The following is a 21,881-nucleotide window of genomic DNA, read 5'->3' as shown; positions in this document are numbered from 1 at the left end:
GGTTTGTCTGCTGCGCCGTTGTGGCTGGTCGCGCAGTTCCCCGCGCCCCTTTCGGGGCGCTGCCGAACCGTAGGCGGCATCGCTCGGCGGCTTAGTCCACGCGGGTGGTTCCCGTCGGTAACAACGACATGGAAGAGTGCTCCCACACCTGTCGCGGCACCCGCTGCGACGGGGGTACGGACCGCATGGATCAAGCCAGGGAGGGGCTGCCACGACAACCAGCCATTCATCCGCCGCCGCAGTGAATTTGCTTATGCGTCACGTTGTTATCTCCCTCACCACGCCGTCCCTCCGAATTTCACGGAGACATTGCCTAGAATTTGGCCCGGACACGACACTCGGAGGGGAGCGGTGACTGTGCGACGGGACTTCAAGGAGCCTGCCAGATGCCGCCCCGACCTGGTCATCGGCAGGGAGGAGCTGTTCGCCTCCGCCCGTGACCAGCTGGCCCGCGGCGGCAGTGTGCTGCTCCACGGCCCCGCCGGAATAGGAAAGTCGACCGTGCTGCGGGCATTGGCCGCGGATTACGGCGACGCGGCGCACACCGTGTTGCGCTGCTCGGCGACCGAGTCCGAATCCCATCTCCCCTTCCTGGCCCTGGCCGACCTGTTCGGTCTGGTCCTGGACGAGATCTCGGACAAGCTGCCGACGGCCCAGCGCACCGCCCTGGAATCGGCCCTGACCGGCCGCGGCGAGTCCACCCTGCAGCGCGACGGCCTCGCCCTGCGCCTCGCCGTGCTCTCCGCCCTGCGTGCCCTCGCGGCCTCCGGCCCCGTGCTGCTCGTCGCCGACGACCTCCAGTGGCTGGACTCGGCCAGCGCCGAGCTCCTCGGCTTCGCCGCGCGCCGCCTCGGCGACACCCCGGTGCAGCTGCTGTCCGCGGTCCGCACGGAGGGGCAGGAGTACGACCGTCATCTACGCGCGTCCCCGCCGGACACCCTCGCCGTCCGGCTCAACCCGCTCTCCCGCGCCCAGGTCTCCGCCCTGCTCGACCACCGCGGCTACACCGATCTGCCCCGCTCCACCGTCCGCGAGATCCACCGCACCAGCGGCGGCAACCCCCTGTTCGCCCTGGAGCTCGGCCGTGCCCTCGGCGAGAACCCGACCCCGCCGCGGCCCGGCGAGCCGCTGCCGGTGCCGACCTCGCTGCGCGCCCTGGTGCTCAGCCGCCTCGACATGCTCTCCGACGAGGCCCGCCGCACCCTGCTGGTGGCCAGCGCCGGCGCCCGCCCCACCCTGGCCCTGCTGCACGCGGCCGGCCGGGAGAACGCCGAGGCCGAGACCGCCCAGGCGGCCGAGCTGGGGCTGCTGGCGACCGAGCCCGAGGGCCCCGCCGTACGGTTCGCGCATCCGCTGATCTCGGCGGCGCTGTACGCGGAGGCGCCCGCGCTGGAGCGCCGGGCCGCGCACGCCGCGCTGTCCACCGCCGCCTCCGACCCGATCGAGCGGGCCCGCAACCTGGCCCTCGCCACCACCGGCACCGACCCGGAGGTGGCCGCCCGGCTCGCCGAGGCCGCGGCCCTCGCCCGTGACCGCGGCGCCCCGTCCGTCGCCGCCTCCCTCGGGCTGCTCGCCGCCCGCCACACCCCGCCGGACGGCACCCCTCCCCCGGACGAGCACCGGCTGAAGGCCGCCGAGGACGCGATCACGGCCGGCGAGGTGGACCTGGCGCGGGACATCGCGCGCGAGGTGCTGACCCGGGCCACCGTGCCCGCCGACCGGATACGTGCCTGGGAGGTCGTCATCGAGGCCGCCGGACAGGCCCTCGGCGATGTCGACGCCGTCTTCCCGCAGGCCCTCGCCGACGCCGGCGACGACCCCCGGCTGCTCGCCCTGGTCCACTACCACCTCGCCTGGCGCAAGCTGATCGTCGAGGGCGACTTCTCCGAGGCCCGCCAGGAGGCCGCGCACGCGGCGGAGCTGGCGGCGCGCGGCGGCGACCGGCGCACCGAGCTGATGTCGCTGTCCTTCCAGGCCTCCACCGAGACCCTGATGGGCCATCCGAACGCGCCCACCACCATCAAACGGGCGCTGAAAGAGCCTCAGAACCCGTATGTGGCCTGCCATCACAACGGAGTGGGCGCCGCCCGGTTCCGCTGGCTGCTGATGAGCGACCAGCTGCCCGAGGCCCGGGCCACCATCACCGCGCTGCTGCGCGAGGTGCGCCGCCGCGGGATGGTCGAGAGCGAGGTGCACTTCCAGCGCTTCCTCGCCGAGACCGAACTGCGCTCCGGGCACTGCGGGCGCGCCCTCGACCTGTCCCGGGAGAGCCTCAGGCTGGCCCGCGACTCCGGCATCGGCCTCGGCGCGTCCGCGATGCTCGCCTCCCTCGCCGAGGCCTCCGGCGGCGATCTGGACCGGGCCCTCGCCCTCGCCCGGGAGGCGGCGGAGCGCGCCGAGGAGGACGGCGACCAGATGTACCTCTCGCGCGCCCTGGCCGCTCAGGGCCACGCCCAGCTGGTGGCCGGCGACGCCGCGGGCGCGGTCGCCTCGCTGCGCCGGGTGCGGGAACTGGAAGTGGGCCTGCGCATCACCGACCCGGCGCGCGGGCGCTGGCACGGCGACCTCGCCGAGGCACTGGTCCGCGTCGGCGAACCGGGCGAGGCGCAGGACGTCATCGACGTCACCCGTGAGCACGCGCTGCGGCTCGGCCGGGAGAGCGTCCTCGCCGTCCTCGACCGGGCGGAGGCCCTGGTGCGGGCGGCACACGGCGACCACGAGGGGGCGCTGGCCCGGCTGACGTCCGTTCAGGACCGGCTCGCCAAGCTGGGCTACGGCCTGGAGGAGGCGCGGGCCGCGTTCGCGCTGGCCCGGCTGCGTACCGGACGGCCCGGTCCGACGTCCTACGACGAGGCGGCGCGGCTGTTCCGGCGGTGCCGGGCGCTGCCCTGGCTGCGGCAGGTCGACGCGGCAGCGGCGGCGGGCGCCACGGAGGCGGTGCCGGCCGTCCCGCAGGCGGCGCCCGCCTCCGACGCCCTCGAAGGTCTCGCGTCGATGGAGCGTCAGGTCGCCGCCCTGGTCATGGAGGGCGCGACGAACCGGGAGATCGCCGCCCGGCTGTTCATCAGCGTCAAGACGGTCGAGGCGACCCTGACCCGGGTCTACCGCAAGCTGGGGATCCGCTCCCGGGTGGACATCGTCCGGCTGGCGGCGGGGCGTCACGCGAAGTGAGCCACGCGGGGGTTAACTGCCGTACGCGGGTTGACTCGGGGCGCCCGCGGGCCGACCGAGGGTTTTCCCTGCCCCGACGCCCCTAGGGGGTTCCCTCATTGGGAGGAGGCTGCCCCGCCCCCTAGCGTTTGGGATGTGCCGCTCGCCCGGGCACACGGGGGTCGGTCCCGCGACCCCCGTGCATCACCCCCCACACCCGCGCGACCCCCCACCGGCAAATCCCCCACGAGGAGACGCATGTTCGGGCTCAACCGTGCCAAGAAGGCTGCGGCCGTCGTCGCGGCCACCGCTGCTGCGGCAGCGACGGCTCTGCTCAGCGCCCCCACCGCTGTCGCAGCGCCCCAGCCGATCGTCGGCGGCACGACCACCACCACGACCGCGTACCCGTTCATGATGCAGATCACGGACGCCTCGCAGAACCAGTTCTGCGGCGGCACCCTGGTCTCCGCGACCAAGGTGGTCACGGCGGCGCACTGTATGGTCGGCGAGACCACCAGCAGCGTGCGCGTCGTCGGCGGCCGGACCTACCTGAGCGGCACCAACGGCACGGTCAGCCGAGTGAGCAAGATCTGGATCAACCCGGACTACACGGACGCCACCAACGGTGACGACGTGGCCGTCCTGACCCTGGCGACCTCGATGTCGTACACCCCGGCGTCGTACGTCTCCTCGTCCCAGACCAGCGTGTACGCGGCCGGCACCACGGCCCGCGTCCTCGGCTGGGGCACCACCTCGGAGAACGGCAGCTCCTCCAACCAGCTGCGGACCGCGACCGTCCCGATCGTGTCCGACTCCAGCTGCCGCTCCTCCTACGGTTCCGACTTCGTCGCGACCGACATGGTTTGCGCCGGATACTCATCCGGCGGCGTAGACACCTGCCAGGGCGACAGCGGCGGTCCCCTGCTCATCGGGGGCGTCCTGGCAGGGATCACTTCATGGGGCGAGGGTTGCGCGGAGGCCGGTTACCCGGGTGTCTACACCCGGCTGACCACCTTCTCCGACCTCGTCACCGCGCAGGTCAACTCGTAGGGAACGAGTGACCGCAAGAAGTCCTGAGCACCCCTCAGGTGAATGACCAGGGGGCGCTGCGAGCCTCCACGAGCGGCCCGCAGCGCCCCCTCTCCATGCCCGCGTACGGATCACCGTTTGTCCACGACGGTCCCGAACCGGATGTCGTACGAAGCCCCCGGGTCCAGCACCCGCAGCATCCGCTCCGCCTCTGCGGTCACCGCCTCCTGCTCGGCCTTGTCGAGCGTGCCGAAGGGTTCGACGACGAGGGCGTCCGCCTCCGTCTTCCACACTCCCGCGAGGAAGCCGTCGACGAGGAGGGTGCGGAAGGCCTGGTTGCCCTGCCAGGCGCGGCCGTGCAGGGCGGCCGGGACGACCCGGGTGCGGTCGGCGTGCGAGAGCAGCAGGTTGTCGAACTCGGGGAGGAAGCGGGGCGGGGCCGGGGTGTCAGGGTCGGGGCGCGGGGCGTCCGGGAGGTCGAAGAGTTCGGTGCCGTGCTCGTCCCGGAAGGTGAGGAGTTCGGGCCGCAGCCGCTCGAAGGCCTCGCGCAGCCGGGTGAGTCCGGCCCAGGTCTGCATGTCCTTGACGGAGGCCGGCCCGAAGGCGGCGAGGTAGCGCCGGACGACGCTCTCCGGGGCGGGTGCCGCCTCGGCCGGACGGCCCAGCCAGTGCTCGGCGGTGGTGAGGGCGACCTGTCCGCTCCTCCCCCACAGTCCGCGCGGGGTGACCTGGACGAGGGGCAGCCGGCAGCGGGCGGCGACGGCGAGGGACTGCGGGTCGGCGCCCGGCCACTCGGCGGCGAGGGCCTCGCGCAGCTGCTTCATGGTGCGCGGCTCCGCCTCGACCAGGTCGCGGGCGAGGGCGGCGAGCCGGTCGAGGTCGACACCGGCGAGCCCGGCGCGGAAGTTCGTCAGCTCGCGGTCCCGGGCGGGCTGGACGAACGGCCGCAGGGTGAGGCAGTCGTCGGCCGTGTGGGTGTGGATGGTGGAGCGCATGGTGACGATCCGCACCACCTCCCGGTCCGCCATCAGCCCCGACAGCTCCTCGGGCGCGAAGCCGCCGAGACGGGCGGCGAGGGCGTGGTACGGCGGCTTGACGTTCTGCGCCTGCAGCCCCAGCAGATGCTCCACGGCCGCCTTCACCGGCAGCGCGGCGGGCCGCAGGAGCAGCTGCCGGTCGAGGGTCGCACGGTTGAGGGCACGGGCGGAGAGCACGGGGGCGGCGGCGGACGTCTTCTTCGTCATGGAGGGCAAGCTAGCGGGGATCGAGGACAGGATCTGTCCTCTTGTGGCCTCTTGAACGGGTGGGACCCCACACCGTATGCCCGATATACCCTGGGCTGTGATCACACGGACGTAGGCTCGACCCACGCGACCGAGAGGCAGCCTCGATGTCCGATCGCCCCCGTTCCCGGAAGTCCGTCTGGCGCCGCGGCGCACCCCCGCCCGAGCCGCCGAGGCCCACCGCCCCGGCGTCCCCCGTGCCCCCGGAGCCGCCGGAGAACGGCGAGGTGGCCAGTGTCGTCCAGGCGGTGCTCTACCGCGACGGCGTCCGCGTGTACGCCCCCGCCGGGCTGGCGGAGACCTACCGGGCGCTGCGCGAGCAGCCCGCCGGCATGGCGTGGATCGGCCTGGCCCGTCCCACCGAGGGCGAACTGCACTCGCTGGCCGCCGAGTTCGGCCTCCACCCCCTGGCGGTCGAGGACGCGAAGGAGGCCCACCAGCGTCCCAAGCTGGAGCGCTACGGCGACACCCTCTTCGTCGTCCTGCGCGCCGCCCGCTACCTGGACGCGCCGGAGGAGATCGACTTCGGTGAGCTGCATGTGTTCGTCGGTCCCGATTTCGTCATCACGGTCCGCCACGGAGCGGCGCCGGACCTGTCGGCGGTCCGCCGGCGCATGGAGGAGAGCCCGGAGCTGCTGAAGCTCGGCCCCGAGGCGGTCCTGTACGCCATCCTCGACGCGGTCGTCGACGGTTACCTTCCGGTCGTGTCGGGGGTCCAGAACGACATCGACGAGATCGAGACGGAGGTCTTCCGCGGCGACCCGGAGGTCTCCCGCCGTATCTACGAACTCTCCCGCGAGATGGTCGAGTTCCAGCGTGCCACCCGCCCCCTGGTCGGCATGCTGCACGGCCTGATGGCCGGTTTCTCCAAGTACGGCACCGACGAGGAGCTCCAGCGCTACCTCCGCGACGTCGCCGACCACGTCACGCACACCAGCGAACGCGTCGACGGCTTCCGCCAGGCCCTCACCGAGATCCTCACCGTCAACGCGACCCTGGTCACGCAGCAGCAGAACGCGGAGATGCGGGCGCTTGCGGAGGCGGGGTTCGAACAGAACGAGGAGATCAAGAAGATCTCGTCCTGGGCGGCGATTCTGTTCGCGCCGACGTTGGTGGGGACGATCTACGGGATGAACTTCAGCCATATGCCGGAGCTGCACTGGGTGTTCGGCTACCCCTTCGCGATCGTCCTGATGGCCGTCGTGTGCACCAGCCTTTACGTCATCTTCAAGCACCGCGACTGGCTCTGAACCGGCCACACCGAACTGGAGTGCGATGGCGTGAAGGCACCCGTAGGGGGTGTCGGGTCTGTGGATCAACCCTCAAAGCTTGAGCACAAATTACACACAACCCTCTCTTCATACCGGTCCTGATGGTCTAGATTGACCATGCTTCAGCTGATCGGCCACGAGGCGACCAGTTAGTGATCTGTAGGTCCGGCGCTGCTCAAAGCCAGCAGTCGCGTCCCCGGCGCCGGACGTGGGGGTGATCGATCCCCCGGAGCCCGAGAGGGACCTTGGGTGCGGGGCGCACCCGTGGTTTCGACGGGTTCCCGGGCACCTCGTCCACGTAACTCAGGAACAGCCGGAATGTCATGCGCGGGAGGCGGGGGCCTTCCGCGGGGAGGAACGGCGCGGCACGGGGCCGGAGCCTCACGAGGGGAGGAAGCGTACGGGAGGGCGGGGACCTCCCGGGGGGAGCAACAGTGTTGGACGAAGACGTCGAACCACTGGGGACCTGGGGGGTTCTGTGCGGCAAGGGGGACTTGTCAGCCCGTTTCCGTCGGCGCGCGGGCGTCCGGCGAACGGAGCGATCAGCGGGCCCGCGATCGACTGGGAGCAGCGGTACCGCCGTACCGTGATCACCACCGACACCGTGGCCACCGCCTGTGTGGTGGCGGCGATCGGCAACTTCTTCGGGGCCCGGGACGCGGCCAACTGGCATGAGAAATGGGGGATTCTCGCCTTCGGCACCGAGCTGCTGGTGCTGGGAGCGCTCGCGGTGAGCCGGTCGTGGGCTCCTGCCGTGCTCGGCCAGGGCGCCGAGGAATTCCGCCGGCTCGGACGCTCACTGTTCACCGCGACCGTCGTACTGGCGCTCGGCGGGATCGCTCTCACCTCGCGCAACATCAAGCTCTGGATCTTCGTGGCGATCCCCGCGATCGCGCTCGTCACCATGACCGCGCGGTATGTGCTGCGCCTCGGGCTGCACAAACAGCGCAAGCAAGGACGGTGCCTGCGACCGGTGCTCGCCGCCGGGAGCGTGGCCACCGTGCGCGACCTGATCACCCGGACCCGTAAGTTCCCGCACCTCGGCTGGCGGGTGGACGGGGTGTGCACGACGGACGGCCGCGGGCTCGACGGCGGCCAACTGGACGGAGTGCCGGTCGTCGGCCGGCTGACGGACGTCGCGGACCACGTCCACCTCTACGGCTACCGTGTCGTCGCGGTCACACCGGACCCGCACTGGTCACCGGACCGGCTGCAGCGGCTGGCCTGGAACCTCGAGGGCAGCGACGCCGAGATGGTCGTGGCCCCCGTGCTGATGGAGGTGGCCGGCCCGCGGCTGCACGTCGACGCGGTGCTCGGGATCCCGTTGCTGCGGGTCAGCATGCCGACCTTCACCGGGGGCCGCCGGGCGGTCAAAGGGGTCGTCGACCGGATGGGCGCAACGTTTCTGCTGCTGCTGTTCGCGCCGCTGATGGTGTTCGTCGGGCTGCTCGTGCTGTTGGACAGCCGGGGCGGGGTCTTCTACCGCCAGCGCAGGGTCGGCAAGGACGGCCGCGAGTTCACCATTCTCAAGTTCCGCACCATGGTCGCCGGGGCCCACCGGGCACGCGCCGCGCTGGCCGACCGCAACGAGGGCGCGGGCCCGCTGTTCAAACTCCGCCGGGATCCGCGGGTGACCCGGGTGGGAGCGGTGCTGCGCCGGTACTCGCTCGACGAGCTCCCGCAGCTCTTCAACGTGCTCACCGGATCGATGTCGCTCGTCGGCCCGCGGCCCCCGCTGCCGGAGGAGTCCGCCGCGTACGGCCCGGACATCCGGCGGCGGCTGCTGGTCAAACCGGGGCTCACCGGCCTGTGGCAGATCAGCGGACGCAGCGACCTGTCGTGGGAGGAGGCGGTCCGCCTCGACCTGCGGTACGTGGAGGACTGGTCGCTCGCCCTGGACACAGTGATCTTGTGGAAGACGCTGCGTGCGGTGCTCTACGGACAGGGGGCCTACTGATGCGCCAGGGGGAGGAACGGGTCATGAGAGTCAGCGTTTTCGGCCTCGGCTACGTGGGCTGTGTGTCGGCCGCGTGCCTGGCCAGCATGGGACACGAGGTCATCGGGGTCGACGTGAACCAGGTGAAGGTCGACCTGGTGAACGACGGCAAGGCCCCGGTGGTCGAGGAGCGGATCGGCGAGCTCATCGCCGAGGTCGTGCGGACCGGAGCGCTGCGCGCCACCGGCGACGTCCGCGAGGCGATCATGGAAAGTGAGGTGTCGCTGGTCTGCGTGGGCACGCCGTCGGAGCCCAACGGCAGCCTGTGCACCACCTACTTGGAGCGGGTCACCGAGGAGATCGGCGCCGCGCTGGCCGAGGGGGCCAAGCAGGGGGGCCGGCACACGGTGGTGTTCCGCAGCACCATGCTCCCGGGCACCTGCCTGAACCTGCTGGTACCGATCCTGGAGAAGTACGTCGGCGGCACCGCCGGGGTGGACGTCGGGGTCGCGGTCAACCCGGAGTTCCTGCGCGAGGGCACGAGCGTGCGGGACTTCTTCGACCCGCCCAAGACCGTCATCGGCGAGCTCGACCCGGAGAGCGGCGACGCGGTGCTGGCGCTGTACGACGGCCTGCCCGGCGAGGTGTTCCGGGTGCCGGTCCCGACGGCCGAGGCGATCAAGTACGCGGACAACGCGTTCCACGGCCTCAAGATCGGCTTCGCGAACGAGCTGGGCGCGGTGTGCCAGGCGCTCGGCGTGGACTCGCACCAGGTGATGGACGTGTTCCTGGCCGACCGCAAGCTGAACATCAGCCCCGCCTACCTGCGGCCCGGCTTCGCCTTCGGTGGCTCCTGTCTGCCCAAGGACCTGCGCAGCCTGGTCCACGCGGCGCAGCGGGCCGACGTCTCGGTGCCCATCCTGTCCCATGTGCTGCCCTCCAACTCCGACCACCTCCAGCGCGCGGTGGAGCTGGTCGAGCGCACCGGCAGACGCAGGGCCGGGTTGTTCGGGCTGTCCTTCAAACCCGGCACCGACGACCTCCGCGAGAGCCCGCTCGTCGAGCTGGCGGAGAGGCTCTTCGGCAAGGGGTACGACCTGAAGATCTACGACGCCAACGTGAGCCTGTCCCGGCTGCTCGGCGCGAACCGCGAGTACATCGAGACCCGGCTGCCGCACCTCGCGCAGCTCCTCGCGGACTCCGTCGACGAGGTGCTCGAACACGCCGAGGTGTGCCTGGTCGGGACCAGGGATCCGGCCGTCCTGTCGGCGCTGCCCCACGGCGGCGACGGCCCGGTGATCGTCGACCTCATCCGCCTTCCCGACGCCGAGACGCGCCGGACCGAACCGGGGTACATGGGCCTTGCTTGGTGACACATCGTTCGGTGACACGGCCGGCGGCGACCGGCACGGCCGGCGCGCGCTGATCCTGGTGGAGAACCTGTCGGTGCCGTTCGACCGGCGGGTGTGGCAGGAGTGCACGACGCTGCGCGACGCGGGCTGGACGGTGCACGTCATCTGCCCGCAGGGGAGCAAGCGGGACACGGAGCCGGAGGCGGAGATCGACGGGGTGCGGATCCACCGCTACCCGTTGCGCGCGGCCACCGGAGGACCGGCCGGCTATCTGCGGGAGTACGGAACGGCGCTGTGGCACACGCTCCGGCTCGCCCGCAAGGTCGGCCCGGTCGACGTCGTCCACGCCTGCAACCCGCCTGACCTGCTGTTCCTTCCGGCGCTGTGGCTGAAGCGGCGCGGGGCGCGGTTCGTCTTCGACCAGCACGACCTGGTGCCCGAGCTCTACCTCTCCCGGTTCGACCGCGGCAAGGACCTGCTCTACCGCGCCGTGTGCGCGCTGGAACGGCGGACCTACCGGGCCGCGGACGTCGTACTCGCCACGAACGAGAGCTACAAGGACGTCGCGGTGCGCCGGGGCGGGCGACGCCCGGAGGACGTCTTCGTGGTGCGCAGCGCGCCCGACATCGACCGCTTCCACCCCGTACCTCCCGAGCCGGAGCTGAAGCGCGGCAAGCCTCATCTGCTGTGCTACCTCGGTGTCATGGGGCCGCAGGACGGCGTCGACTACGCCCTGCGGGCCCTCGCGAAGCTGCGCGACGAGTACGGGCGGACCGACTGGCACGCGGTGTTCGTCGGGGCCGGAGACACCTTCGACGCGATGGTGGAGCTGTCCCGGCGGCTCGGGCTCTCGGAACAGGTGCGGTTCACCGGGCGCGTTCCGGACGCCGACCTGGTGCGCTACCTGTCCACCGCGGACGTGTGCCTCTCCCCCGACCCGCGCAATCCGCTCAACGACGTGTCGACCATGAACAAGGTCCTGGAGTACATGGTGATGGGCCGGCCGGTCGTCTCGTTCGACCTTCGGGAGGCGCGCGTCTCCGCCGGTGACGCCGCCGTCTACGCGCCCGCCAACGACGAGGCCGAGTTCGCCGGGCTCATCGCGCTGCTGCTGGACGATCCGGAGAAGCGGGCCCTGATGGGCAAGATCGGCCAGGAGCGGATCAGCGGGCCGCTCTCCTGGCGGAACTCGCAGGCGTCGCTGCTCGCCGCCTACGCCGCCGCCTGCCGTGACCGGGCCCGGGTGCCGGCGCGCGACCCGGACGGGGCAGGGGAAGGGGAAGGGCCGCACCATTGATCGACGACACCATACGCCTGGTCACGATCGGGCGGATCATCCGTCGGCGCCGACGGCTGCTCACCATCCTGGCCCTGGTGGGTGCGCTCGTCGGCTACGGCGCCTCCGTGCTGTTTCCGCCGCGCTACACGACCTCGGCATCGGTGCTGCTGCCGGGGACGTGGGAGGAGCGCGAGCTGCTGACGCAGACGGAGGTGGCGACCAGTTCGGTGGTGGTGGACCGCGCGGCCGCCACGCTCGACTGGACCGGGGTGAGCGGCAGCGACCTGCGGGACCAGGTCAGCGCCAAGGCCACCGACGGGAACATCATCAAGATCTCCGGCACGGCCGACACCCCGGAGCGCGCACAGCGCCTCTGCGACCAGGTGGCCAAGGAGTTCGTCTCTTACGCCACGCGGATCGCGAGCGAGAGCGCCGACCCCGGGGCCGCGGAGGAGCTCGCCGCGCTTCAGCAGTCGGTGGAGGACACCAGCCGCCGCATCAGCCGGCTGGCCGACGCGGCCGATCCGGGACAGACCGTGGAGAGTGTGCAGACCCGCACCGAGCTGGAGAAGCTGCGCACCGCGCTGCGGGAGGCCATCAGCACGCTGAAGGAGGCCGACCCGGCCGACGACGAGGCGAAGAACATGGTCGTCATGGGGTCGGCGGCCCGGCCCACCGGCGAGGCACCGCCGACGAGGACGCAGCTCATCGCCGGCGGGGCGCTGCTCTTCTTCCTGTTCGCGGTCGTCGGCCACCTCACCGCCGCGCGGATAAGCCGCCGGCTGCGCGGCGAACCGGAGATCGCCGCGGCGCTGGGCTCGGCGCTGCTGGGTACCGTCGACGTACCCGTCCGACGGCCCACGCACCGGACGGAAGGCCCTGGCCCACGGGCCTGGATCCGCCGGCTGGTGGGCCTCGACGTCCGTTGGGACATCCCGACCCCGCAGACGTCCGGCGACGAGGCCAGCAGGCGGATCCGCTACCGGCGGGTGTGCTCCCGTCTCCAGGACCAACTGCCGTCCCCGCGACGGCTGCTGGTGATCTTCCCCGAGGGGGACGAGATCGCCCGCCTGGCCGCCGGGGAGCTCGTCGTCGAGGCCGGAGGCGATCCGCGCTTGCGAGCGGTGGCGGTTCCGGTGTCCCGGCCGATGGTGCCGGACCGCGGCCACGAGTCCGGTGCCCTGGTCGTGCTCAGCGCCGGCAGCTGGACCGCGGGGGAACTCGCCGGCATCGCCGAGGCGTGTGCGGACGCGGGGCACGCGGTCGTCGGCATCGTCCTCGCCGGTCCGGTCCGTGCGACGCGGTCCGCCGACCACCCCCGGCAGGCCACCGTACCGGCGCTCGCCGACCTCGACGGCGCACTGGACGACGCGACGGGGGTCACAGGGTGACGACGAGTACGACCGCGGAGTCGTCGGCCGCCGCTCCGCTGCTCGATCTGCAGGCCCTGGTGGCGGCGGTGCGCAGACGGCGCCGCCTCTGGTGCTCCCTCGCGGTGCTGGGGCTGCTCGTCGGCGCGGCGGTGGCGTTCCTGCTGCCGCAGCCGCCGACCGCGGTGACCAAGGTGCTGGTCGCGCACGAGGAGGACCAGCCGAACGACCCCGGAACACTGATCCGCACCGACGTCGCGCTGCTGCAGACCACCCGGATCGCCGACAAGGCCCTCAAGTCCCTTGAGTCCCGGGAAAAGGCCGAGGACTTCATGCAGGACTACAGCGGTATCGGTCTGACCAACAACGTGCTGCAGATCACCGTGACCGGTGACAGCGACGCCGAAGCGGTGGCCCGCGCCAAGGCGTTGGCCGACGCGTTCGTCGCGGACCATGTGCGGCGGATCCAGGAGACCGCGGACGCCGAGGCCAAGGCCCTGCGCGACCAGCGTGACCAGCTGAAGGCCCAACTGGCCCAGGTCAACAAGGCGATCGGGGACGGAAGCGGGGCCGGCGGGCCGGAGTCGTCGGCGGACCTGGAGTCGCTCTACGCCCGCCGGGCCGAACTCACCTCGCAGATCACCGACTTCGGCCAGCGCGCCGCGGAGGCGAGCATCGGCACACCCCGGCTCGTGGCCGGCACGCAGATCGTGGACGCCCCGTACGCGGTGCGGCGCTCGCTGCCCAAGGCGGCTGCCACCGACGCCGCGATCGGGCTGTTCCTCGGGCTCTTCCTCGGGATCGCGGTGGCCGCGGTCGGCGCGGTGGTGGCGGACCGTCCCGTGCTGCGCCGGGAGATCGCGGCGAACCTCGGCGCCTCCGTCATCGCGGAGCTGCCCCGCCGGTCGGGCGGGCTGTGGCAGCGCCGACGGATCCGGGCGGCGCGCGAACGGCTCACCACGTCCCTGGCCCGCACCGTGCGCGGCTCCGCCGAAACGGTGTCGCTGCTGGAACTGGGGTGTGCGCGCGGCACGAGCGTGATCGCCCTGGCCCTCGCCCGGGAACTGGCGGCGGACGGGCCGGTGGTCGTCGTCGACGGCCTGCCCGGCCGGCAGCTCGCGGGCCGCCGCCCCAAGCCGGGAGACCCGACCGTGGTCCGCGGCGAGGGTGCCGCGGCCCTGTCACCTCAGGAGCGCCGGATCGGCGTCGGCTCGGTGGCACCCGGCACGGCGTGGACCGACCTGCAGTACCTCGGCACGCAGACCGTGCTCGTCGTGCGTGCCGGGCACGGCAGCGCCGCATGGCTGCACACCGTGGCGCGGCAACTCGCGGACCAGCGCATTCCGGTGATCGGTGTGGTGCTGATCGACCCCGATCCGCGGGACCGGACCGACGGCACGCTGTGGGACGGGCTGCACACCGCGCTGCGCGGTCAGATCGAGTGGCTGGCCCGGCAGAACGGGACGGGGCGGCGGGGGACGGAGCGGCTGCCGATGTGGGCGGCACGGGTCCCGGACAGCGACCAGGAGGCGCGGTAGCACATGTGTGGCATCGCAGGCACGTACCGATGGCCGGACGGGAAGGCCGTGACGGACCGGCTCACCGACACCCTCGCCCACCGCGGTCCGGACGGGGCGGGCCGGTACAGCCACCCCGTCGGTGACGGCGAGGTGCACCTCGGGCACCGCCGGCTGGCCATCATCGACCTGTCCGAGACCGGCGCCCAGCCGATGGTCTCGGACGGCCTCGTCCTGACGTACAACGGCGAGCTGTACAACGCTCCCGAGCTGCGAGCCGAGCTGGCGGCGACCGGGGTGCGCTTCCGCGGTACCTCCGACACCGAGGTGCTCCTTGAGGCCTGGCGGCGCTGGGGCACGGACTGTCTGCCCAGGCTGCGCGGCATGTTCGCGTTCGGGATCTTCGACGAGCGGACCGGTGAACTGGTGCTCGCCCGCGACCAGTTGGGCATCAAACCGCTGTTCCTGCTGCGGCGCGGCGAGGGTCTGGTGTTCGCGTCCGAGCTGAAGGCGCTGGCCGTCGCGACCGGCGGCAGGCTGGAGGTGGACCACGCGGCGCTGGTGGCCTCGCTGCTGTACTACTGGGTGCCGGACTCACGGTGCGCGTTCCGCGAGGCGGAGAAGCTGCCGCCGGGGAGCTGGCTGAGGTGCCGGCCCGACGGCCGGGTGGAGCGCGGCCGGTACTGGCAGCTGAAGGACGTCGCCGCCGAGGGCCGGGAGCGGGCCCGGGCCGGCGAACTGCCGGACCTGGCCGCCGTAGTCGAGGAGTCGACCCGGCGCCATCTGCTCTCCGACGTACCCGTGGCGACCTTCCTCTCCGGCGGTCTGGACTCCAGCTACCTGACCGCGCTGGCGGCCCGCGACCGGCCCGGGATCTCGGCCTACACGATCGGGTTCCGCGCCGAGGACGCCCGGTTCGAGGCGATGCCGGACGACCTGCGCTACGCCCGGCAGGTGGCCGAGCGGTTCGGCGTCGACCTGCACGAGATCGAGATCGCTCCGAACGTGCTCGACCTGCTGCCGCGGATGACGTACTCCCTGGACGAGCCGATCGGCGACCCCGCCGCGATCAACACGTTCCTGATCTGCTCGGCCGCCCGGGAGGCCGGGGTCAAGGTGATGCTCTCGGGGATGGGCGCCGACGAACTGTTCGCCGGTTACCGCAAGCACCTGGCCAACCTGATCGCGCTGCGCTACCAGCGTGTCCCGCGCCCGCTGCGGCGCGGCCTGTCCGCGGCCGTGGACCGGCTGCCGGTCGCGACGAGCCGCCGCGGGTACCGGTCGGTGCGTTTCGCGAAGCGGTTCCTCTCCTTCGCCGATCTGCCGGAGGAGACCGCGTTCCGGCGCAGCTACACCATGTACGACCGGGACGAGCTGCTCGCCCTGATCGATCCGGACCTGGCCCAGGCGGTCGAGGACGTGCTGACCGAGCACGCGGACGTCTACCGGGACAACGACCTCGACGACTTCGTCAACCGCATGTGCCTGGGCGACGCCCGGATGTTCCTGCCGGGCCTGAACCTCACCTACACGGACCGCTCCAGCATGGCCGCCTCGACCGAGGTGCGGGTGCCGTACGTGGACGTCGAGGTGGTCGGGGCGGCGTTCGCGGTGCCCGGTGACCGCAAGATCGTCGGACGGCAGGGCAAGGCCGTCCTCAAGGAGGCGGCCACCTCGATTCTGCCCCGGGAGATCGTGTACCGGCCCAAGGGCCTGTTCAGCGCCCCGCTGCGGGCCTGGATGAGCCGGGATCTGGCACCGCTGGTGCGCGAGGTGGTCAACGACGGCGAGCTCGTCCGCTCCGGGTTCCTGCGCCGCGACGCGCTGGCGCGCATGGTCGCCGAGGACGCCGCCGGACAGCAGGATTTCTCCAAACATCTGTGGCATGTGCTGACCCTCGAGTACTGGTATCGCGACGCGACCTCCGGGGCCGGCCGGAGCGCCGGCTCGACAGTGTCGAAAACGGCTTAGAAACAAGGGGACTTAGGGGACTTCGGGTGAAACAGGTCGTACAGAACTACAAGAGCGGCGAGCTGGCCCTGCTCGACGTGCCCGTGCCGGGGTGCAAGCCGGGCGGTGTGCTGGTCCGCAGCGCCTACTCGCTGATCTCCACCGGGACCGAGCTCATGAAGGTGTCCGAGGCCGGCATGTCGATGGTGGGCAAGGCACGCTCCCGGCCGGACCAGGTGGCCAAGGTCATGCAGAGCGTGGCCACCAACGGGGTGCCCGCCACCTACCGCAAGGTGATGGGCAAGCTGGACTCCTACACACCGCTGGGCTACTCGCTGTGCGGGGTGGTCGAGGAGGTCGGTGCCGGGATCGACGACGTGAAGGTCGGCGACCTCGTGGCCTGCGCGGGCAACGAGCACGCGTTGCACGCCGAGCTGAACTGGGTGCCGAAGAACCTCTACGCCCCGGTGCCGGACGGCCTCGCGCCGCGGCACGCGGCCTTCGGCACCGTCGGGTCGATCGCGTTGCAGGGCGTCCGCCAGGGCGAGTCACGGCTCGGCGAGGTGGCGCTGGTCATCGGCCTCGGGCTGATCGGACAGCTGGTGGTGCAGCTCCTCGCCGCCTCGGGAGTCCGCGTCGTCGGGGCCGACCCCGACCCGGCGCGCTGCGAGCTCGCCGAGCGCCTGGGCGCGGCGGCCTGCGGCGATCCCGCCTCCGCTGCCGTGGAGACCGCCGTCGCCGAACTCACCGCCGGTCACGGCGTGGACCAGGTGTACCTGGCCGCCGGCGGCGGCAGCAACCAGCCCGTCGAGCTGGCGGCGCGGCTGTGCCGGGACCGCGGCCGGGTCGTCGACATCGGCAAGTGCCGGCTGGACCTGCCGTGGAACGCGTACTACGAGAAAGAGCTCGACGTACGGTTCTCCCGCAGTTACGGCCCCGGGCGCTACGACCCGGAGTACGAGCTTCAGGGGCGGGACTACCCGATCGGGTACGTGCGCTGGACCGAGCGCCGCAACCTGGCGTGCTTCCTCGACCTCGTCGCCCGCGGCCGCGTCGACGTGGAGCCCCTGGTCTCCCACGTCGCCGACTTCGACGACGCCGTGGAGACGTACCGGCGCCTGAAGGACGGCGAACTGAAGGCCGTGGCCGTGCTGTTCCGGTACCCCGAACACGGGATGGAAGCGGCGGCTCCGGCGGTGGCCGTGCCCACGGTGGCTGTGTCCACCAAAAGCATGAAGCCGGGTCCGGCCCGGGCCGCCAGGACGCCGGTACGGCTGGCGTTCGTCGGCGCGGGGAACTACGCGACGTCGATGCTGCTGCCGCACCTGGCACAGCGCGACGGCGTCGAGCTGTCGACCGTCGTCACCACGACGGCGCTGTCCGCGGCCAACGCGCAGCGCAAGTTCGGCTTCGCCGAGGCGACCACCGACCTCGACGCCGTGCTCGGCGACAGTGCCGTCGACGCGGTGTTCGTCGTCACCCGGCACAGCTCGCACGCCGAACTGACCCGAAAGGCGCTGCTGGCGGGCAAGGCGGTGTTCGTGGAGAAGCCGCTGGCGCTCACCGGGGACGAGCTGGCCGGCGTACTCGCGGCGGTGGAGGAGTCCGGCAACGACCGGCTGCAGGTGGGCTTCAACCGCCGGTTCGCGCCACTGCTGCAGGAGGCCAGGCAGCGGTTCGGCGCCCGGACCGGTCCGGCGAGCCTGCGCTACCTGGTGAACGCGGGCCGCCTCGACCACGGCAGCTGGTACCTCCAACAGGGCTCCGAGGGCTCGCGGTTCGCGGGCGAGGGCGGACACTTCATCGACACGGCGAGCTGGCTGCTGGACGCCGACCCGGTCTCGGTGTACGCGACCGCGACGTCCGGCACCGAGGACCTCCAGGTCGTGCTGCGCTACCCGGACGGCTCCACCGCCACTATCAGCTACGTCACCACCGGCCCGGCCGGCTTCCCCAAGGAGACGCTGGACCTGGTCGCGGACGGCCGCGCACTGCGGCTCGACGACTTCGTCCGCGCCTCGGTGTACGGCCGTAAGAAGTGGGTCAGTTCACGGCTGCCCAAGGCGCGGGACAAGGGCCAGAACGCCGAACTGGCCGCGTTCGTCAAGGCCGTGCGGACCGGCGGGCCGATGCCGGTGCCGCTGGAGTCGCTGGTCGCCACCACGGCGGCCACCCTCGCCGTACAGGCCGGCCTGGCCGGCGGTGCGCCGGTGACGTTGGAGCGGGCGCGATGACCATGAGCGCGGGCTGGTACCTGCGACGCCTGTCCCGGATGGGGCCACGGGAGGTCGCGGGCCGGGCGGGTGACACGGTGCGCAGACGGCGATGGCGGTCGGCGCCGCCCGACTGCCCAAGCGTGACCGGCGCCCGGTTCACCGCCGTGCTGCCCGCGGGGACGATCGCCGCGGTGCCGGCGGACGCCGCGAAACGTCTCGTCGCCGAGGCGGACCGGCTGATGGACGGGCACGCCGAGTTCTTCGGGGTGGACCGCGACGACCTGGCCGACCCGGACTGGTCGTACGACCCGAAGACCGGGCGCCGGGCTCCGCGGGGCTACGCCTTCGACGTGCCGTACCGCGACGAGGACACAGTCGGGGACATCAAGCAGATCTGGGAGCCGTCCCGGCATCAGTACCTCACCGTGCTCGCCGCCGCCTACGCGGTCACCGGGGACGAGCGGTACGCCGAGCGGGTCGCCGAGCACCTGAGGTCGTGGTGGGCGGCCAACCCGCCGCTGCGCGGAGTGCACTGGACCAGCGGCATCGAGCTGGGGATCCGGCTGCTGTCCTGGGTGTGGATCCGCCGGCTGCTCGACGGCTGGCCGGGCGCGGCCGCCCTGTTCGAGGACAACCCGGTGGCGCTCCAGCAGATCTGGCACCACCAGCGCTGGCTGGCCGCCTTCCCCAGCCGGGGGTCCTCGGCGAACAACCACGTCGTCGCCGAGGCCGCCGGGCAGTTCGCCGCGGCCTGCGCGTTCGGCTGGTTCCCGTCCTCGGCGCGCTGGCGGGCCGACGCGCTGCGGTCGCTGGACCGGCAGCTGCGCGCCAACACCTTCCTCTCCGGTCTCAACCGCGAGCTGGCCACCGAATACCACGGACTGGTGCTGGAGCTCGGCCTGGCCGCGCTGGCCGAGGCGGACGCGGCCGGTGTGCCGGTCCCCGCGACGGTCCGGCTGGTGCTGCTGCGGATGACCGACGCGCTCGCGGCCGTCGTGGACAGCCGGCTGCGGCCGCCGCGCCAGGGGGACGCGGACGACGGGCACGGTCTGGTCGTGGACGGCGCGGGCACCGACCGTTGGGGTTCGCTCCTTGCCACCGGGGACGCCGTGTTCGGCCGGCTCCCCTGGTGGCCGGCGGTGACCGGCACCGATGTGCGCACCCCGCTGCTCGCCGCGCTCGTCCGGCCGTACACGAAGAACGGAACCGCGTCGGCCGTGTCCCGCCCGGCGGACCGACCGGCCCATTTCGCCGACGCGGGCATGACCATCCTGCGTGGTCAGGACGAGAGGCCGGAGATCTGGTGCCGCTGCGACGGCGGTCCGCACGGCTTCCTGTCCATCGCCGCTCATGCCCACGCGGACGCGCTGTCCGTGGAGGTCCGGCACGACGGGGTCGACGTGCTCGCCGACCCGGGGACGTACTGCTACCACGGGCAGCCCGAGTGGCGGCGGTACTTCCGGTCGACCCTCGGCCACAACACCCTGCAACTGGACGGCGGTGACCAGTCCGTCTCCGGCGGCCCGTTCCTGTGGACCCGGCACGCCCGCAGCCGCGTCCTGGTCGCGGACACCGCCGACGAGGGGGTGGCCCGCTGGTGCGCCGAGCACGACGGCTACGAACCCTCCGTGCACCGCCGCCAGGTGGAGCTGACGGCCGCGAGCCGGCAGCTGAGGATCGTCGACGAGGTGCGCGGTCCGCGCCGGGCCGTGCGGCTGGTGTTCCACCTCGGCCCGGCGGTCACCGCGGACCTGGTGGGGAACCGGGCGCGGCTCACCTGGACCCGGGACGGCGAGGACCGCTCCGCGGCGCTCGACCTGCCCGAGGAGCTGAGCTGGCGGGCCCACCGCGGCGAGAGCGACCCGCCGCTGGGCTGGTACTCCGCCGGCTTCGGACGCAAGGAACCCACCACCGTGCTGATCGGCACCGGCTTCGCCGTCGGCACGCGGGGGTTCACCACCGTACTCGGGTTCCACGGTTAGGCAGGGGGGAGGCCGCGTGGGGATCAAGTGGCGGCACCGGGCGTGGTCGGCGGCACCGCTGGCGCTGGCTCTGCTGGCGGCGACCGGCTGTGAGAGAAGCACGTCCGCCGCCGCGCCGAAGCCGACCACCGCGCCCTCCACCTCCACGTCCGTGGCCCGCGTGTGCGCCAAGCCCCCGGCCGGGCCGGCGAAGGCGCCTGCGGGCGCGGTGACGGTCGACCCGGCGGTGCCCGGCGACCTGGCCGCGAAGACCGAGAGCAGCCCGCCGCACACCACCTTCTGGCTTCGGCCCGGCAAGCACACGCTCCTGTCGGACCGCTACGACCAGGTGATCCCCAAGGAGGGGGACGTCTACCTCGGTGCGCCGGGCGCGGTGCTCGACGGCCGCAGGAGCAACCACTACGCGTTCGGCGGCACCGCCCCCGACGTCACGATCCGCCACCTGACCGTCCAGGGGTTCATGGCGCCCCGTGACGAGGGCGTGGTCAATCACGACTCGGCCGACGGGTGGGTGATCGAGCACGCGACGATCCAGAGGAACTCCGGCGCCGGGCTGATGGCCGGTGCCCGCCAGCGGGTCCGCGCCAGTTGCCTGCGCGACAACGGCCAGTACGGCATGAACGCGTACAAGGGCGGTGGCGCCCTCCGTGATCTGGTGGTCGAGGGCAACGAGATCGTGGGCAACAACACGGGCGACTGGGAGCGGCGGCGGCCGGACTGCGGCTGCAGCGGAGGCGTCAAGTTCTGGGCCGTGGGCGGGGCGGACGTACGCGGCAACTGGGTGCACGACAACCGCGGAACCGGGTTGTGGGCGGACACCAACAACAACGACTTCCTGATCGAGAACAACCTGATCGAGGACAACGACGGAGCCGCGCTGATCTACGAGATCAGCTACAACGCGGTCATCCGGAAGAACACGATCCGACGGAACAACTGGGTCGAGGGCCGCGCTTACGCCGCCGATGGCGACACCTTCCCGTTCGCGACGGTCTACGTCTCCGAGTCGGGCGGCGAGCCGCGGATCCGCGCCCGCACGAACAAGATCGAGATCGACCGGAACGTGCTGGAGAACAACTGGTCCGGGATCACCCTGTGGGAGAACGCCGACCGGTTCTGCAACAGCCCGGCCAACACGTCGTCCGGTGACTGCACCTTGCTGGTGAAGAACACCGGCCGCTGCGCGCAGCCCGCGATCGCCAAAGCCCCGCTCTACTCCGACTGCCGGTGGAAGACCCAGCGGGTGGACATCCACGACAACCGGTTCGTGCTGGACAAGTCCGTCGTCGACTGCACGGTGAAGTGCGACCGGATGGCGGTGCTGTCCAACTACGGCACCTATCCGGACTGGTCGCCGTACCAGGGCGAGCGGGTGGCCGAGGCGATCACCGACGACCAGCACAACCGCTGGCACGACAACGTCTACGTCGGACCCTGGACCTTCGTCGTCCACGACGCGAGCCGGACCGTCGACGTCAAGCAGTGGCGGGCCACGCCGTACCGGCAGGACGCGGGCAGCACCTTCCGCGCAGGGGACGGTGGTTGA

General features: G+C 72.1%; 13 protein-coding genes. 12 read left to right on the top strand and 1 reads right to left on the bottom strand.

The genetic code is table 11. From position 1 onward, the window contains the following. Positions 1-351: 351 nt before the first annotated feature. Both ACLZN2_RS12145 and ACLZN2_RS12140 read left to right on the top strand, forming a co-directional pair. Complete coding sequence (locus tag ACLZN2_RS12145) at positions 352-3,171, top strand: ATP-binding protein (RefSeq protein ID WP_416978406.1); 2,820 nt, start codon at positions 352-354, stop codon at positions 3,169-3,171. A 237-nt stretch (positions 3,172-3,408) separates the two neighbouring features. Beyond that, positions 3,409-4,200: a S1 family peptidase gene (locus tag ACLZN2_RS12140; protein ID WP_416978405.1), complete on the top strand. Its 792-nt coding sequence runs from the start codon at positions 3,409-3,411 to the stop codon at positions 4,198-4,200. Between the two features lie 110 nt (positions 4,201-4,310). Here the strand turns inward: ACLZN2_RS12140 and ACLZN2_RS12135 are convergent, their stop codons facing one another. Continuing rightward, positions 4,311-5,423 carry a winged helix DNA-binding domain-containing protein gene (locus ACLZN2_RS12135; protein WP_416978404.1) on the bottom strand — a complete coding sequence of 371 codons (1,113 nt, stop codon included), beginning with the start codon at positions 5,421-5,423 and terminating at the stop codon, positions 4,311-4,313. 146 nt (positions 5,424-5,569) lie between these two features. Between ACLZN2_RS12135 and ACLZN2_RS12130 the strand changes: the two genes are divergently transcribed. The 10 genes from ACLZN2_RS12130 (at position 5,570) to ACLZN2_RS12085 (ending at position 21,881) form a co-directional block, all read left to right on the top strand. After that, positions 5,570-6,712: a magnesium and cobalt transport protein CorA gene (locus ACLZN2_RS12130; protein ID WP_416978403.1), complete on the top strand. Its 1,143-nt coding sequence runs from the start codon at positions 5,570-5,572 to the stop codon at positions 6,710-6,712. Positions 6,713-7,211: 499 nt separating this feature from the next. Continuing rightward, on the top strand, positions 7,212-8,690 hold the full coding sequence (locus tag ACLZN2_RS12125; protein WP_416978402.1) for a sugar transferase: 1,479 nt from the start codon (positions 7,212-7,214) through the stop codon (positions 8,688-8,690). Positions 8,691-8,713: 23 nt separating this feature from the next. Next, the gene (locus ACLZN2_RS12120; protein ID WP_416978401.1) at positions 8,714-10,042 is read left to right on the top strand and encodes a nucleotide sugar dehydrogenase; all 1,329 of its coding nucleotides are present in this window, start codon (positions 8,714-8,716) and stop codon (positions 10,040-10,042) included. Next, positions 10,032-11,318, top strand: coding sequence for a glycosyltransferase family 4 protein (locus tag ACLZN2_RS12115; RefSeq protein ID WP_416978400.1), 1,287 nt, complete (start codon positions 10,032-10,034; stop codon positions 11,316-11,318). The genes ACLZN2_RS12120 and ACLZN2_RS12115 overlap by 11 nt, the downstream gene beginning before the upstream one ends. Next, positions 11,315-12,691 (top strand): Wzz/FepE/Etk N-terminal domain-containing protein, encoded by a 1,377-nt coding sequence (locus ACLZN2_RS12110; RefSeq protein ID WP_416978399.1) that lies wholly within the window; start codon positions 11,315-11,317, stop codon positions 12,689-12,691. The genes ACLZN2_RS12115 and ACLZN2_RS12110 overlap by 4 nt, the downstream gene beginning before the upstream one ends. Further along, positions 12,688-14,208, top strand: coding sequence for a Wzz/FepE/Etk N-terminal domain-containing protein (locus ACLZN2_RS12105; protein ID WP_416978398.1), 1,521 nt, complete (start codon positions 12,688-12,690; stop codon positions 14,206-14,208). Before ACLZN2_RS12110 ends, ACLZN2_RS12105 begins: the two co-directional genes overlap by 4 nt. Before the next feature lie 3 nt (positions 14,209-14,211). Next, entirely contained in the window at positions 14,212-16,158 is a 1,947-nt protein-coding gene (asnB, locus tag ACLZN2_RS12100; protein ID WP_416978397.1) for an asparagine synthase (glutamine-hydrolyzing), read from the top strand. Positions 16,159-16,184: 26 nt separating this feature from the next. Beyond that, positions 16,185-18,371 carry a bi-domain-containing oxidoreductase gene (locus tag ACLZN2_RS12095; RefSeq protein WP_416978396.1) on the top strand — a complete coding sequence of 729 codons (2,187 nt, stop codon included), beginning with the start codon at positions 16,185-16,187 and terminating at the stop codon, positions 18,369-18,371. Then, positions 18,368-20,335, top strand: a complete 1,968-nt coding sequence (locus tag ACLZN2_RS12090; RefSeq protein ID WP_416978395.1) for an alginate lyase family protein — start codon at positions 18,368-18,370, stop codon at positions 20,333-20,335. The genes ACLZN2_RS12095 and ACLZN2_RS12090 overlap by 4 nt, the downstream gene beginning before the upstream one ends. Positions 20,336-20,351: 16 nt before the next feature. Continuing rightward, positions 20,352-21,881, top strand: a complete 1,530-nt coding sequence (locus tag ACLZN2_RS12085) for a right-handed parallel beta-helix repeat-containing protein (RefSeq protein WP_416978394.1) — start codon at positions 20,352-20,354, stop codon at positions 21,879-21,881.

The organism is Streptomyces sp. T028 (genome assembly GCF_048159505.1).
Taxonomy (GTDB): Bacteria; Actinomycetota; Actinomycetes; order Streptomycetales; family Streptomycetaceae; genus Streptomyces.
The sequence above is the reverse complement of the archived record's forward strand: the minus strand, read 5'-3'. Positions and strand labels throughout refer to the sequence as shown.